The following is a 13,795-nucleotide window of genomic DNA, read 5'->3' as shown; positions in this document are numbered from 1 at the left end:
TGTGGGCTCTCTAAAAATCGAGAACGTGAAAAAATCCTTCGGCAAGGTCGACGTGCTGAAAGGCATCGACCTGGAGGTGCAGGATGGCGAGTTCGTCGTCTTTGTCGGGCCGTCGGGCTGCGGGAAGTCGACGCTGCTGCGCGTGATCGCCGGGCTGGAGGATGCGACCTCCGGAAAGGTGCTGATCGACGGCGTCAACGTCGTCAACACGCCGCCGGCCAAGCGTGGCATCGCCATGGTGTTCCAGACCTACGCGCTCTATCCGCACCTCACCGTGCGCGACAATATGGGGCTGGGGCTCAAGCAGGCAGGCACGCCGACGGCCGAGATCGACAAGCGCATCGGCATCGCCTCCGCCATGCTGTCGCTCGAACCCTATCTGCAGCGCCGGCCGGCCGAGCTCTCGGGCGGCCAGCGCCAGCGCGTTGCCATCGGCCGCGCCGTGGTGCGCGAGCCGAAGCTTTTTCTCTTCGACGAGCCGCTGTCCAATCTCGACGCGGCGCTGCGCGTCAACACGCGCCTCGAGATTGCGCAACTGCACCGCCGGCTGAAGGCGACGATGATCTACGTCACCCACGACCAGGTCGAGGCGATGACGCTCGCCGACAAGATCGTGGTGCTCAACGCCGGCAGGATCGAGCAGGTCGGCGCGCCGATGGAGCTCTACAACAGCCCCGCCAACGAGTTCGTCGCCGGCTTCATCGGCTCGCCGAAGATGAACCTCGTCGATGGCGCGCGTCTCGGCGACGGCGGAGCCAAGACCGTCGGCGTGCGGCCCGAGCACCTGTCGGTCAGCGCCTCCTCCGGCGAGTGGAAGGGTACGGTGGTGCATGCCGAGCATCTCGGCGCCGACACCAACCTCTATCTCGACTGCGAGAAGGCCGGGCTGATCACCGTACGCATTTTTGGCGTCTACAACGCCGAGCCGGGCGCGACGATCTACGCCACGCCGCAGCCGGGCAAGATCTTCCGCTTCGACGCGGAAGGAAGGGCGATCAGGTAGCGCGCAGCCGTCTCGCACCCTGACTGCGGAAGTAGCCCCCTCTCCGTCTCGCCCTTCGGGCTCGCCACCTCTCCCCGCTTCGCGGGGCGAGGAACCGCTGCCGCGATGCCGGCGCTTCTCCAGCTTGGGTTCCTCGCCCCCACGCAGTGGGGGAGAGGTGGCGAGCCCGAAGGGCGAGACGGAGAGGGGGACTTGCAACCGACTCAAAGCGAAGTTCAAGCTCCCGGACAGTGCCGCCACCTCATCCCTTCCTGTTGAGCGCCTTGCCCGCCTTGAAAAAATCCTTCCAGGGATCGGCCGCCTTCAGCCGCTCGGCCAACGCATCGTTGCCGATGGCGAAGTGGTCGGGAGTCAGGTCGTCGAGCATGTTCCAGGGCACCGGCATCGACATCGTGGCGCCCGGCTTGCCGCGCGCGGAGTAGGGCGCCACCGTGGTCGAGCCCTTGCCGTTACGCAGGTAGTCGATGAAGATCCGCCCCGCACGCGCCTTCTTCGACAGCGTCGCGGTGTAGCGGTCCGGCTCCAGCTCGGCCATGGCCTGGGCGAAATCGTGGGCAAAACCCTTGACCGCAGCCCAGTCGGCCTTGGGCTTCAGCGGCACCACGACGTGAAAACCCTTGCCGCCGGAGGTCTTCAGGAAAGAGGGCAGCTCCAGATCGTCGAGCCGCGCCCTGACCGAGCGGGTGGCGTGGCGGACCGCCTCGACGTCCAGCCCCTCGTCGGGATCGAGGTCGAAGACGATCTGGTCGGGGGTCTCGATCGCCGCGATGGTGGAGCCCCAGATGTGGACCTCGATCACGCCGAGCTGCACCAGCGCCGCCAGCCCGTCGAAGTCGCTGATATAGAGCAGTTCCTCGCCGTCCTCCGGGTCCTGCATGGTCCGTATGGCCTCGTGCATGCCCTTTGAGGCGTGCTTCTGGAAGAAGCGCTGGCCTTCGACCCCGTCCGGCGCGCGCACCAGGCTGAGCGGCCTGTCGACCACGAACTGAAGCATGCGCGGCCACACGGTCTCGTAATAATCGAGAAGGTCCTGCTTGCTCACGCCGGCCTTCGGCCACAGCAGCTTGTCGGGATTGCTCAGCGTCACCGCGGTCCTCGCATGGCTTGCCGCCTTTCGCGCCTTTGTCGTCGCCGAAGCCGGCGGCGCCTTGCCCTTGACGGGCTTCTCCGCCACCACCTCCTCGGCCGGCTTGTCCTCGCGCAGGCCCTGGAAGGAAGAATGGCGTATGATGCCGTCCGCCGTCCAGCTGCGGAATTCGATCTCGGCCACCAGCTCCGGCTTCAGCCAGATCGCGCCCTTCTGGCCGGGCGGCGTCTTGTCGAACGGCGACGACTTCGCCTTCAGCCGGTCCATCTTCTTCTTGAGCTCGTCGCCCGCCCGGTTGGAGAAGCCGGTGCCGACCCGGCCGGCATAGCGCAGCGTGCCCTTGTCGTTGTAGCCGAGCAGCAGCGAGCGTACGCCGCGCCCTGTGGCTGTGGAAGGCACGTAGCCGACGATAACGAATTCCTGCCGGTTGGTGCATTTCGACTTGATCCAGTCGAGGCCCCGGCCGCTGCCGTAGTGCGAGTCGGCGCGCTTGGAGACGACGCCCTCCAGCCCCATGCGGCAGGCATGCCTCAGCATGGTCTCGCCGGGCTCGGCGAAATGCTCGCTGTAGCGCAGCGCGCCTTCGCCTTCTCCCACCAGCGCGGCAAGCCGGTCCTTGCGCTCGACCAGCGGCTCGGCGCGCAGGTCGCGGCCGTCGAGATAGAGCAGGTCGAACACGTAGTAGATCATGCTCGCGGTGCGGTTCTCGGACAGCGCCTGCTGCAGCGCCGAGAAGGAGGCGACGCCGTTGTCGGCAAGCACCACCACCTCGCCGTCGATGACGGCGCTGTCGCAGTCGAGCCCGGCCAGCGCCTGCTCGATCGGCTTGCCGAATTTTTTCGTCCAATCGAGCCCCTTGCGTGTCAGCAGCGTGACCTTCCCCCCGTCGATACGGGCCTGGATGCGGTAGCCGTCGAACTTCACCTCGTGCAGCCATTCCGCGCCCGAGGGCGGCGCGGAGCGCAGGGTCGCCAGCAGCGGCGGGACGAAGTCCGGCATCTTGTCCGGCTTTTCCGTCCTGGCGCTCCTGGCCCGGCCATCCTTCCGTCTGGCGGCTGCCTTCGGCTGCCGCTCGGCGCGCGGCGGCTTGCCTTCCGCCACCTCCTCGATGGTACGCCCTGTTGCCACCGATTGCGGCGCGTCCTGCAAAATGTCCTCGCCGGGCCGGGCGTAGCGATCCTTCGATTTGATCAGCAGCCAGTTGTCCTTCTTCTCGCCCGGCCGCGGGCGCAGCCGCACGAGATGCCAGTCGCCGGCGAGCTTGTTGCCTTTCAGCTTGAAATCGATGTGGCCCTTCTTCATGCCCTTGGCGGGATCGCCCTCGGGTTCCCATTCGCCCTCGTCCCAGACGATCACCGCGCCGGCGCCGTACTGCCCGGCGGGGATGACGCCCTCGAAGCTGCCATAGTCGAGCGGATGGTCCTCGACATGGACGGCGAGCCGCTTCTCCGACGGGTCGAGGCTCGGGCCGCGCGTCACCGCCCAGCTCCACAGCACGCCCTCATGCTCCAGCCTGAGGTCGTAGTGCAGGCGGCGCGCATCGTGCTTGTGGATCACGAACTTGCCGCCGGCCTTTTTCGCCTTGCGGCGCGCCTCGCCGCCCGACGGCTCGCTGGTGATGCGGAAGTCACGCTTGGCGCGGTAGGTGGTGAGCGGGTCGGGTGCGGTCGCCATGACTTACGCCCTCTTGCGGCGAGCGGTCTGCGAGCGCGTCTTGCCCTTGGCGGAAGCCGGGCGTTTTGCAGGCTTCCTGACGGGAGGCTTTGCCTTGTCCTTCTCTTCCTTTCCGCTGTCGTCGGAGAGGCTCTTCTTCAGTGCATCGAACAAATTGACCACGTTGGACGGCTTTTGCGCGGGTTTTGCCCTGGGCGCCTTGCGGCCTGCCTGCTTCGACTTGATGAGCTCCAGCAGGGCGTTCTCGTAGCGGTCCTCGAAGGTATCCGGGTCGAACTTGCCTTTCCGGCGTTCGATCACCCGCTCGGCAAGCTCCACCATCTCCTCGTCCAGCTTCATCTTTTCCGTGCCGTCAGCCACATCCTCGGCCTGCCGTACCGTCGTGTCGTAGCGCAACGTGGTGAGCAGCATGCCCTTGCCGAACGGCTCGATCAGGGCCGGCCGCTCGCGGCGAAAGAGAACGATGCGCGCCAGCCCGGCCATCTTCTTCTTGACCAGCGCCTCGCGGATCACCGTGAAGGCCTCTTCCGAGACCTTGTCGGCCGGCGCCACGTAGTAGGGTGTGTCGAGATAGATCTGCTCGATGTCGTGCCTGGCCACGAACCCTTCGAGGTTCAGCGTATGCGAGGACTCGATCTGCACCGCCTCGATGTCCTCCTCCTCGATCAGCAGGTACTCGTCTTGGCCGGTCTCGTAACCCTTCACTTCGTCCTTCTCGGAGAGCGGTTTTCCCGTGTCGGCGTCGACATACTGGCGGCGCACCGTGTTGCCGGTGGCGCGGTTGAGGATGCGGAAGGACACCTTCTCGCTGTGGGTCACCACATTGGAAAGCTCGACCGCGCAGGTCACCAGCGACAGCTTGAGATAGCCCCTCCAGGCTGGCCGCGGCGCCATCAGGCGGTGCCCCGCCGGCCGGGCGGCGGATCGGGCAGCACGAAGGCTTCGGCCGCCTCGAGATCCTCCTGGGAGACGTAGATCGCTTCGCGCCCGGCCAGGCGGGCCAGCATGTCGGGAGAGAAGGTTCCGTCGGCTATCGCCTGTTCGAGAGCCATTCTCGCCTCGCGCTCCGCCCTGACGAGCGCGGAAAGCGCGAGGATAAGCCTGTCGCGATGATCCATCATGTCTGTCGACCGTCCGAAGTCTTTTGAAGCGTGTTCTGTTGCCGCCGGCGCGGCTGGAGTGGGTCGGGCGCACAACGCGCGAGGCTTGCCGCGGTTCCCGCGGCATGGCATTTCCGCCGGCGTGTGCGACGAGGGCGAGATGGCTGACATACTGGATATCCGGGAAATGCCGCGGCACAGCGTGCTGGCGCTGAACAATGCGCATGCCGAAGAACTGTCCTGGCTGGAGCCGGCCGATCTCGACCACCTGCTCGCCCAGGCTTTTTACGCGCGTGGCGCCGGCGACAGCGATGCCTTCCTGATCGCCTTCGACCAGGGTGCCGGCTACCAGAGCCCGAACTTCCGCTGGTTCCAGGCCCGCTATCCCCGCTTCGTGTATGTCGACCGCGTCGTCGTGGCGGCGGCGGCACGCGGACGGGGGCTGGCGCGGGCGCTGTACGAAGATCTGTTCGGCAAGGCGGCCGCCGCCGGGCACACCATCATCACCTGCGAGGTCAATGCCGAGCCGCCCAACCCGGGGTCGGACGCCTTCCACGCGGCGCTCGGCTTTGCCGTGGTCGGCAGTGCCGCGATCCATGAGGGCAAGAAGAGTGTCCGCTATTTCGTCCGCGACCTGTGAACGGAATCGGAAACGGGATGTTAACGATCCGGGAGCCTTATGGAGTGGTTAAGACAACGGGAACGATTCCCGGTCGCGGCGGTTCTTCCGGCATGATGATTTCGGCTACATTCGGCGGCAAGTCCGGCAGATGGGTTGCAGGCGTGTTCGCACTCTGCGTCTCCGCTGCCGTGGTGCCCGCAAGCAGTGCCGCTCCCACCGGGAGCAACGAGGCTGTTCGCGTAGCCTTGCAGGAGCGATCGGCGGCGGAGAGTCGCGAGGCCACCCGGGGCATGCTCGCCGAGGAGCCCGCGCGCCGCTTCGACGATGCGCCGGATGGTGTCGACCCGATGGTGACTGGCCCCGTCAGCGCGGCCTTCAAGCAACGTCAGGAAGTTGCCCGCTGCGACGACGCCGTGTGGCCGAACGTGCCTGCTTCCTGCTACCCGGACTGACGGCCAGCCGGCCCCTGCATCGGCGGCGCTTTACACCAATCCACGTTTCTCCAGCATGGCATCGGGCGTCGGCATCTTGCCGCGGAATGCCATGTAGAGTTCTTCCGGATCCTTCGAGCCGCCGGCGGCGTAGATGTGCCTGCGCAGTTTTTCGGCGAGAGCCGGGTCGAACGCGTCGCCGGTTTCCTTGAACGCGGCGAAGGCGTCGGCATCCAGCACTTCCGACCACAGATATGAGTAGTAACCGGCCGAATAGCCGTCGCCGGCGAAGACGTGTTGGAAATGCGGCGTGCGGTGGCGCATGGCGATGGCGTCGGGCATGCCGAGCTTGTCGAGCGTCGCGGCCTCGAAGGCAATCGGGTCGGCGGGCGCGTCGGCGTGGGCGTGAAAGGCCATGTCGACCAGCGCAGAAGCGGTGAACTCCACCGTGGCGAAGCCCATGCCGAAGGTTCTGGCGGCCAGCATCTTGTCGAGCAGCGCCTTCGGCATCGGCTCGCCGGTCTTGTGGTGCAGCGCGTGCTTTTCCAGCACCTGCGGCTCGGTCAGCCAGTGCTCGTAGAGTTGCGAGGGCAGCTCGACGAAGTCGCGGCTCACCGACGTCCCGGACACCGACGGCCAGGTGACCTCGGTCAGCATGCCGTGCAGCGCATGGCCGAACTCGTGGAACAGCGTCTTCGCTTCGTCGAGCGACAGCAGCGCCGGCTCGCCCTCCGGCGCCTTGGCGAAGTTCATGATGTTGTAGATGACCGGGAAGGAGCCGTCGCCCAGCCGGTAGCCGGACTGCAGCGAGCTCATCCAGGCACCCGAGCGTTTCGACGGCCGGGCGAAATAATCCGCCAGGAACAGGCCAAGGTCGCTGCCGTCGCGGCGCCTGACCTGGAAGACGCGCACGTCCGGATGCCAGGCCGGGATGCCGCGCTGTTCGACGAAGGAGAGGCCGAACAGCCGATTCGCCACGTCGAAGCAGGCGTCGATGACGCGCTCGAGCTGCAGGTAAGGCTTCAGCTCCGCCTCGTCGAAGGCGAATTTTTCCGCCCGCAGCTTCTCCTGGTAGTAGCGCCAGTCCCATCCGGCGATGGTTTCGTTGCTGCCGGCCGCCGCCGCGAGCCGCTGCAATTCCGCCTGGTCGGCGGCCGCCTTGTCGCGCGCCTTCAGCCAAACGGGGTCGAGCAGACCGTGGACGTTGTCCGGCGTCTTCGCCATGGTGTCATCGAGCTTCAACGCTGCGTAGCTGCCGTAGCCGAGCAGCCTGGCCTTCTCGGCGCGCAGCGCCAGCATCTTCGCCACGATGCCGGTGTTGTCGGTCTTGCCGCCATTCTCGCCGCGGCGGATGAAGGCCTTCCAGGCCTGCTCGCGAAGGTCGCGGCGCGTCGAATAGCTGGTGAAGGGCTCGTAGATCGAGCGCGACAGCGTGACGGCATAAAGCCCCTTGCGGCCGCGCGCCTCCGCCGCCTGCGCCATGGCGTCGCGCAGGAAGGAAGGCAGGCCGTCGAGGTCGCCTTCCTCCAGGAACAACACCCAATCCTTCTCGTCGGCGAGCACGTTCTGACCGAATTTCGCGCCGAGGCCGGCCAGTTCCTCGTTGATGTCGGCTAGCCGCTTCTTGTCCGCGGCGCCGAGCTTCGCGCCGGCGCGGACGAAGTTCTTCCAGGTCTTCTCCAGCACGCGCAGCGTCTCGGGGTCGAGGCCGAGCGAGGCGCGGCGGGCGTAGAGGTCGTCGATGCGGGCGAACAGGCGCTCGTTCATCGAGATCGCCGAATAATGCCGCGCCATCTTCGGCGACATCTCGCGCTCCAGCGCCTGGATGGCGTCGTTGGTGTGGGCGCCGGCGCGGCACCAGAAAATCGACGAGACACGGTCGAGCGGATCGCCGGAGAGTTCCAGCGCCTTCAGCGTGTTGTCTATGCTCGGCGCGGCCGGATCGTCGGCGATCGCCTCGATCTCGGCCTCATGCGCCTTCAGCGCGGCGTCGAACACCGGCCCGAAATCGCCGTCATCGATGCGCGAGAAATCCGGTAGGCCGAGCGCGCCGGTCCACTGCGTCAGCGGATGGCTTTCGAGGTCGACGGCGGTATCGGTCATGAAGGGGTCTCCAGGGAAGGCGCTTCCGATGTAGGGCGGGCCGTCCGCGCACGCAACCGGGTTGACGGCAGACGTGCGATATACTAAGTCACCCAGATAATAAGGCTTACTTACAAAATGGCTGGCTCAATCGACCCCGACAGCGTCGGGTTCCTGCTCACCGACGCAACCCGGCTGATCCGCGCCGAGATGGACCGCAGGATCGCGGCCGCCGGGCTGGGGCTGAGCCCCGGCGACGCGCGTGCGCTTACGCATGCCGCACGCTGCGGACCAATCCGGCAGAACCTGCTTGCCGAACGCATGGGCGTCGAGGCGATGACGGTCAGCGCGGCCCTGGATCGGCTCGAGGGGCAGGGGCTGGTGGAGCGCCGCGCCGATCCGACCGATCGCCGCGCCAAGCTGGTCCACCTCACCGCGGCGGGCGAGGCCATGCTCGACGAGATCCGGCCGATCGGCGCCGACATTCGCGCCGACGTCGCAAAGGGCATCGCGCCCGCCGACTGGCAGCGATTCCTCGATACGCTCAAGCTGGTGCGCGCCAACCTTGCCGAAGCGCGCGACCAGCGCCGGGAGACCGACGCCGCATGAACGTGCAGAGCCGCATCGCCGCCGCGCCGGTCATGAGCGAGCGCCGCGTCAGCCTGCTCGGCGCGCTGCTGGTCGCCATCGGGCCCGTGTCGATGGCGCTCTACACGCCCGCCATGCCCGAGATCGTGCATGCCTTCGGCACCACCGAGGCGGCGGTGAAGCTGACGCTGTCGGTCTATTTCGCCGGCTTCGCGGTTGCACAGCTCGTCTGCGGCCCGCTGTCCGACGGCTTCGGCCGCAAGCCGGTGACGTTTGCCTTCATGGGCATCTATCTCGTCGCCTCGCTGCTGGCGCTCGCCGCGCCGACGGTGGAGCTGCTCATCATTGCCCGCCTGCTGCAGGGCGTCGGCGCGGCGGTCGGCTGGTCGATCGCGCGGGCAGTGGTGCGCGATCTGTTCACCAACGAGCGCTCGGCCCGCATCATGAACCTGATGGGCCTGATCCTCGCCGTCGGCCCGGCCTTCTCGCCGACGCTGGGTGGCATCACCATGGAGTTCGCCGGCTGGCATGCCGTTTTCGTGGTGATGTTCGTCGCGGCTGTCGTCATCATGATCGTCGTGCACTTCGCCATGGTCGAGACGGTTGAGCGCGACCTGTCGCGCATCCGGCCGCGCGCCCTGCTGGCGTCCTATCGCGAGGTTCTCACCACGCCGTATTTCGTATTGGCCAGCATCGTGCTCGCCGGCGCCGTCGGCGCGATCTACACGCAGGCGACGATCCTGCCCTTCATCCTGATGGAGCGGGTAGGCCTGTCGCCCAGCCAGTTCGGCGCCGGCATGCTGATGCAGTCGGGCTTCTACTTCGCCGGCTCGCTGGTGGTGCGCCCGCTGCTCGGCCGCTACGGCGCATTCACCCTGGTGCCGGTCGGGCTCGCCTTCGTCGCCATCGGGGCGGTCGCGCTCGCCGTCGCCCTGCGCGTCCAGGAGGCGAGCTTTCTCGGCGTCATGGGACCTGTGGCGTTCTCGGCCTTCGGCATCGCCTTCGTCATGCCGGCCATGGCGACGGCGACGCTGGCGCCGTTTCCCCACATCGCCGGCGCGGCATCCTCGATGAGCGGCTTCTTCCAGATGGGCGGCGGGCTTTTGGGCGGCCTGGTCTGCGCGGCGCTCGGCGAGCCGGTCTTCGCCATGGCCACCGTGATCCCGGCGATGGGCCTCATCGCCATCCTCGCCTGGGCCGCCTGGCGCCGCCTGCCGAAGCCTGCGGCGGCCGGGATCGTCCATCCGGCTCCGCCGCCGGAAGCCGGTCAGTAGCCGCCGCAGTCTTCCGCCACTACGGCCTGCTCGTTCTCAACGATGCTGCCGTTCCGGATGCGGAACAATTCCCGCATCAGAACGTCGTTAGCCTGAAAATCGTAGCAGGCGAGCACGGTTGTGGTTTCGCCGTCCGTCGCCTCGAGGCGATGGCGGATCGTCGCGCCGGCGACGGCCGTCTCCCATTCATCGAGCGCGGTGATGAACTCGGCCTTGGACTGCTCGACGCCGAGATCGGTGAGGCGGATGCGCGCATCGGGCGCGAGCAGCGCGTCCAGCCGGCTCCGGTCGGGAACGGCGAGCGCGGCATACCAGTCGTCGATCACGGATTGCTGCGCGATGGCAGCGGGGCAGCAGGTGCCGAGCAGCAAGGCGGTGATGGCGCCGGCGGCTCCGCCCCTCCGCACGGCCAGCTGCATCAGCCGATCTCGGGCCGCTCGAAATCGCCGGTCTGCCGGTTCATCACCCACAGCTCCCCGGTGGAGATGTCGAACCAGGCGCCGTACAGCTTCAGCCTGCCCTTGCCCTCGAGGATGTTGATGCAGGGGAACGTGCGCAGGTTGGCGATCGAATAGCGGATGGAGATGCGCTCCAGCGCGGTCTGCCGCTCGCCGGCGGTCAGTAGCGCGTTGCCCGAGACCGCGCTCGCCGAAGGGGCCAGCAGGCTCATCCACTTGCCGATGAAGTCGCCGGGCGACAGCGGCTCGCTGGCCGGCGCCAGCGCGGCGCGGATGCCGCCGCAGCGGCCGTGGCCGACGACGACGATGTTCTTCACCTTCAGCGCCTGCACGGCGAATTCCAGCGCCGCCGAGGTCGAGTGGAACTCACCGTCCGGCGTGTAGGGCGGCACCAGGTTGGCGACGTTGCGCACCACGAACAATTCGCCCGGCCCGGAATCGAAGATGACCTCGGGTGCCGCGCGCGAGTCGCAGCAGGCGATCACCATCGTCTCCGGTGCCTGGCCCTCGCGCGCCAGCGTGCGGAAACGGTCGCCCTCGGCGGCGTAGCGCCCCGTCATGAAGTTGCGATAACCGGCGAGCAGATGGTCGGGCAGATCGGTCATGGATTTCACCTAACGGCAATCGGCCCGTCGGATCAATGGCTATCGCTGCGGCGCAACAAGAAAGCCGGTCACGTCCAGATGGCGACCGGAATCCCGTGCTCGTCGCGGCCCGGCGGATCGGGAAACGGCGTTGCTTCGCCGCGCGCATGCCGGGCGGCGACCAGCAGCACCGCGGCGGCGTCGAGGACATCGTCCTCGCCGGCACCGCGCGGCGGCGCGGCATCGAGGAAGGCACGGTCGTAACCGTGCCGCGCCAGAAGCGCGCGGCGCTCCGCCATGCCGGCCGGGTTGACGCGGCCTTTGATCTTCTTCGGCAAGCTCATCGCCCGTCCGCCGTTCAGCCGCCAGAACGCCGCTTCCGGGTGCGATTCGATGACCCGGCCGCGCAATTCGGGGCGCGCCAGCAACAGCCGGTCGAGCTCGCGGATTTTCGAGAAGATACCGAAGGCCTGGATGGAGACGCCGCGGGGCGGGTCGGACGTGTCGCGCGCCACCGCGCTCGCCAGGCGGTGCGCCTCGTACCAGCGCTCGATGCCGGTAAAATCCTCGTCCGCCGCATAGACCGCGGCGCGCGACGGGATGGAGAAGACGCTGGACTGCCGCTCGCCGAGGAGTTTCCGGACGATCGTCTCAGGCCCACGGCCGCCGTGGCGAGTGATGGCCGGCAGGCCGATCGGCATGTCGACAGCCATCACTGCATCGTCAGGCAGGCCGTCGATCAATTCGGCGAAGGTCTTGCATATCCGCATCGCCGGCTCCGCTGCCGGCATCTTGACGACGGCGGTCCAGCCGGCCTTGCAGCCGTCGACGCCGGCGATCGCGACCGCCGCTTCCAGCGACATCAAACGGCTGCGAGGCGGTTCACGCCCGCCGGTCCCGTCCGGGATGCATGAGGTGGCGCAACTGCACCATAGCCATGGGATGCGACAGGCTCGCCGCGTCGGTCTCGATCTGCAACTCGTCGCCGCCGCGCTTGGCGGTGCGCGCCAGGATCTCGAACACCGATGCCGTGGTGCTCTGCAGCGCCTTGGCGATCGGCTGGTCGTCGAGCAGGCGGGCGAGCAGCACCGCCGCGGTGAGGTCGCCCAGCCCGTTCGGAGGCTTGTCGATCGCCCGGTGCTCGGCCAGCAGCGCCTCCGAGCGGGTGATCAGCAGATTGCCGATGCCGCCGGCCATCATGCCGGGTGTCGAGGTGACCAGCATGGTCGGCGGCCCGGCGTCCAGCGCGGCGGCCATGATCGAGCGCAGGTCGGGCAGCGCGCTGCCCGCTATCCACTCCAGCTCGAAGCGGTTCGGCGTGGCGATGTCAGCGATCGGCACCAGCAGGTCGCGCAGCGCCTCGGCGAGCTCCTGCGGCACATAGAGCCCGCCCTGATCGCCCATGACGGGGTCGCAGACATAGATCGCCCGCGGGTTGCGCGCCCGCACCGCGCCGACCAGCGAGGCCACCGCCTCGGCCTGGCGGGCATCGCCGAGATAGCCGGACAGCACGCCGGTCACCTCGCCCAGCCAGGGCGCCCGTTCCAAATCCTTCATCAATGCGGCAAACTGTTCCGCATCCGGTACGATCCTCGTCGCCCGGCCATGCCCGGGATGCCAGGGGAGGATGACGGTGGGAACCGCCCAGACCGGAAAGCCGAGCGTCTCCAGGGCGAACACCGCCGCACGGTTGCCGACCGAGCCGCGTGCGACATGGCTCGAGACGACGATGACGGCACGGGGGTTTTCGGTCGGGACGGCAGTCATCGGGTCAAAGGCTCCGCACGATATAGAAAGCGAGCGTTATCATCAGCACGATGGCGATGGCCAGACCGAGCATGCGGCCGATGCGCGTGCCCCAATATTCGATCGGATCGCTCTGCCGGTCGGCCGCTTGCGGGGTGGCCTGCTGTGCGAAGCCGCTGCTGTCGGCCTCGCGCCCGACACGATCCAGGATGCGCCGGGATTCCCGCTCGCGGCCCGCGTCGCCGTCGCTTGCCAATGTTCCATCCTCGGGCCGGTTCGCTGCAAGCGCTATCACAGGCGGCGGGCCACGTCCAAGGCCGTTCGCCGCTGGCCCATTCCTTTGCCCCGCGGTTGTGGTAAGTCTTTGCCGCCTGATGCCTTTTCGAGGGAGGGGACCGATGATTCTCGAAAACGCCGCCGCCGTTCCGAATGTCCGCCGCACGGCCGCGCTGCTGGTCGTCGCCATGCTGCTGCCGCTGCTGTCGGCCTGCGGCTACAACACCATCCCGACCGCCGAGGAGAAGGCCAAGGCGGCCTGGAGCGAGGTGCTCAACCAGTACCAGCGCCGCGCCGACCTCATCCCCAACCTGGTCGAGACGGTGAAGGGCTATGCCTCGCATGAGCGGGAGACGCTGGATGCGGTGGTCGAGGCACGCGCCAAGGCGACGCAGGTGACGGTGTCGCCGGAAGCGCTCAGCGATCCCGACGCGTTCCGGGCCTTCCAGGAAAACCAGGCGGGGCTCACCAGCGCGCTGTCGCGGCTGCTCGCCGTGGTGGAGAACTATCCCGACCTCAAGGCCAACCAGAATTTCCTCGGCCTGCAGGCGCAGCTCGAAGGCACCGAGAACCGCATCGCCGTGGCGCGGCGCGACTACATCGAGACGGTGCGCGAGTACAACACGACGCTGCGCACCTTCCCGTCGATCCTGTGGGCGACCTTCTGGTTCCGCGACAACAAGCCTTTCCAGAATTTTTCGGTCAGCGAGGACAAGATGGAAGCGCCGAAGGTGGATTTCGGCACCAATCAGGGCGGGTAAGGATATGTGCTGAGCCGACAATCTTTTCACACTCGGTCCATGCTCGCGCCCTTAGCACCCCCCTCTGTCCTGCCGGACATCTCCCCCGCAAGGGGGGAGATTGGCAGCT

The 13,795-nt window shown here is 67.4% G+C and carries 15 protein-coding genes; 6 read left to right on the top strand and 9 right to left on the bottom strand.

All coding sequences use genetic code 11. From position 1 onward, the window contains the following. Window position 1: 1 nt before the first annotated feature. Window positions 2-1,003 (top strand): ABC transporter ATP-binding protein, encoded by a 1,002-nt coding sequence (locus AC5JDC_RS07775; protein WP_495840597.1) that lies wholly within the window; start codon window positions 2-4, stop codon window positions 1,001-1,003. A gap of 241 nt (window positions 1,004-1,244) precedes the next feature. On the opposite strand, the gene ligD is transcribed toward AC5JDC_RS07775, so the two are convergent. Genes ligD through AC5JDC_RS07760 form a run of 3 tightly spaced genes read right to left on the bottom strand, consistent with a single transcriptional unit; the run spans window position 1,245 to window position 4,885 of the window. After that, window positions 1,245-3,764 (bottom strand): DNA ligase D, encoded by a 2,520-nt coding sequence (gene ligD / locus AC5JDC_RS07770; protein WP_495840596.1) that lies wholly within the window; start codon window positions 3,762-3,764, stop codon window positions 1,245-1,247. A gap of 3 nt (window positions 3,765-3,767) precedes the next feature. Beyond that, on the bottom strand, window positions 3,768-4,658 hold the full coding sequence (gene ku, locus AC5JDC_RS07765; RefSeq protein WP_495840594.1) for a non-homologous end joining protein Ku: 891 nt from the start codon (window positions 4,656-4,658) through the stop codon (window positions 3,768-3,770). Further along, window positions 4,658-4,885, bottom strand: coding sequence for a hypothetical protein (locus tag AC5JDC_RS07760; RefSeq protein WP_495840592.1), 228 nt, complete (start codon window positions 4,883-4,885; stop codon window positions 4,658-4,660). Before AC5JDC_RS07760 ends, ku begins: the two co-directional genes overlap by 1 nt. A gap of 139 nt (window positions 4,886-5,024) precedes the next feature. Between AC5JDC_RS07760 and AC5JDC_RS07755 the strand changes: the two genes are divergently transcribed. Next, a complete protein-coding gene (locus AC5JDC_RS07755) occupies window positions 5,025-5,504 on the top strand; it encodes a GNAT family N-acetyltransferase (RefSeq protein WP_495840590.1) in 480 nt (159 codons plus the stop codon). Window positions 5,505-5,521: 17 nt separating this feature from the next. After that, window positions 5,522-5,938, top strand: coding sequence for a hypothetical protein (locus AC5JDC_RS07750; RefSeq protein WP_495840588.1), 417 nt, complete (start codon window positions 5,522-5,524; stop codon window positions 5,936-5,938). A 30-nt stretch (window positions 5,939-5,968) separates the two neighbouring features. Here the strand turns inward: AC5JDC_RS07750 and AC5JDC_RS07745 are convergent, their stop codons facing one another. After that, the gene (locus AC5JDC_RS07745) at window positions 5,969-8,020 is read right to left on the bottom strand and encodes a M3 family metallopeptidase (protein ID WP_495840586.1); all 2,052 of its coding nucleotides are present in this window, start codon (window positions 8,018-8,020) and stop codon (window positions 5,969-5,971) included. A 117-nt stretch (window positions 8,021-8,137) separates the two neighbouring features. On the opposite strand from AC5JDC_RS07745, the gene AC5JDC_RS07740 reads away from it, so the two are divergent. Further along, window positions 8,138-8,608: a MarR family winged helix-turn-helix transcriptional regulator gene (locus AC5JDC_RS07740; protein WP_495840584.1), complete on the top strand. Its 471-nt coding sequence runs from the start codon at window positions 8,138-8,140 to the stop codon at window positions 8,606-8,608. Then, on the top strand, window positions 8,605-9,861 hold the full coding sequence (locus AC5JDC_RS07735; RefSeq protein WP_495840582.1) for a multidrug effflux MFS transporter: 1,257 nt from the start codon (window positions 8,605-8,607) through the stop codon (window positions 9,859-9,861). Before AC5JDC_RS07740 ends, AC5JDC_RS07735 begins: the two co-directional genes overlap by 4 nt. Here the strand turns inward: AC5JDC_RS07735 and AC5JDC_RS07730 are convergent. From AC5JDC_RS07730 to AC5JDC_RS07710, 5 genes are all read right to left on the bottom strand, one after another. Further along, a complete protein-coding gene (locus AC5JDC_RS07730) occupies window positions 9,855-10,280 on the bottom strand; it encodes a nuclear transport factor 2-like protein (RefSeq protein WP_495840580.1) in 426 nt (141 codons plus the stop codon). The genes AC5JDC_RS07735 and AC5JDC_RS07730 overlap by 7 nt on opposite strands. Next, entirely contained in the window at window positions 10,280-10,924 is a 645-nt protein-coding gene (locus AC5JDC_RS07725) for a carbonic anhydrase (protein ID WP_495840578.1), read from the bottom strand. The genes AC5JDC_RS07730 and AC5JDC_RS07725 overlap by 1 nt, the downstream gene beginning before the upstream one ends. Before the next feature lie 68 nt (window positions 10,925-10,992). After that, window positions 10,993-11,766, bottom strand: coding sequence for a DUF429 domain-containing protein (locus AC5JDC_RS07720; RefSeq protein ID WP_495840576.1), 774 nt, complete (start codon window positions 11,764-11,766; stop codon window positions 10,993-10,995). Between the two features lie 19 nt (window positions 11,767-11,785). Then, window positions 11,786-12,670 (bottom strand): pyridoxal kinase PdxY, encoded by an 885-nt coding sequence (gene pdxY, locus AC5JDC_RS07715; RefSeq protein WP_495840574.1) that lies wholly within the window; start codon window positions 12,668-12,670, stop codon window positions 11,786-11,788. Window positions 12,671-12,674: 4 nt separating this feature from the next. Continuing rightward, the gene (locus AC5JDC_RS07710) at window positions 12,675-12,905 is read right to left on the bottom strand and encodes a hypothetical protein (RefSeq protein WP_106772950.1); all 231 of its coding nucleotides are present in this window, start codon (window positions 12,903-12,905) and stop codon (window positions 12,675-12,677) included. 208 nt (window positions 12,906-13,113) lie between these two features. On the opposite strand from AC5JDC_RS07710, the gene AC5JDC_RS07705 reads away from it, so the two are divergent. Next, window positions 13,114-13,686 (top strand): LemA family protein, encoded by a 573-nt coding sequence (locus AC5JDC_RS07705; protein WP_425351349.1) that lies wholly within the window; start codon window positions 13,114-13,116, stop codon window positions 13,684-13,686. Window positions 13,687-13,795: the final 109 nt, after the last annotated feature.

The organism is Kumtagia sp. (assembly GCF_059502445.1).
The sequence above is the reverse complement of the archived record's forward strand: the minus strand, read 5'-3'. Positions and strand labels throughout refer to the sequence as shown.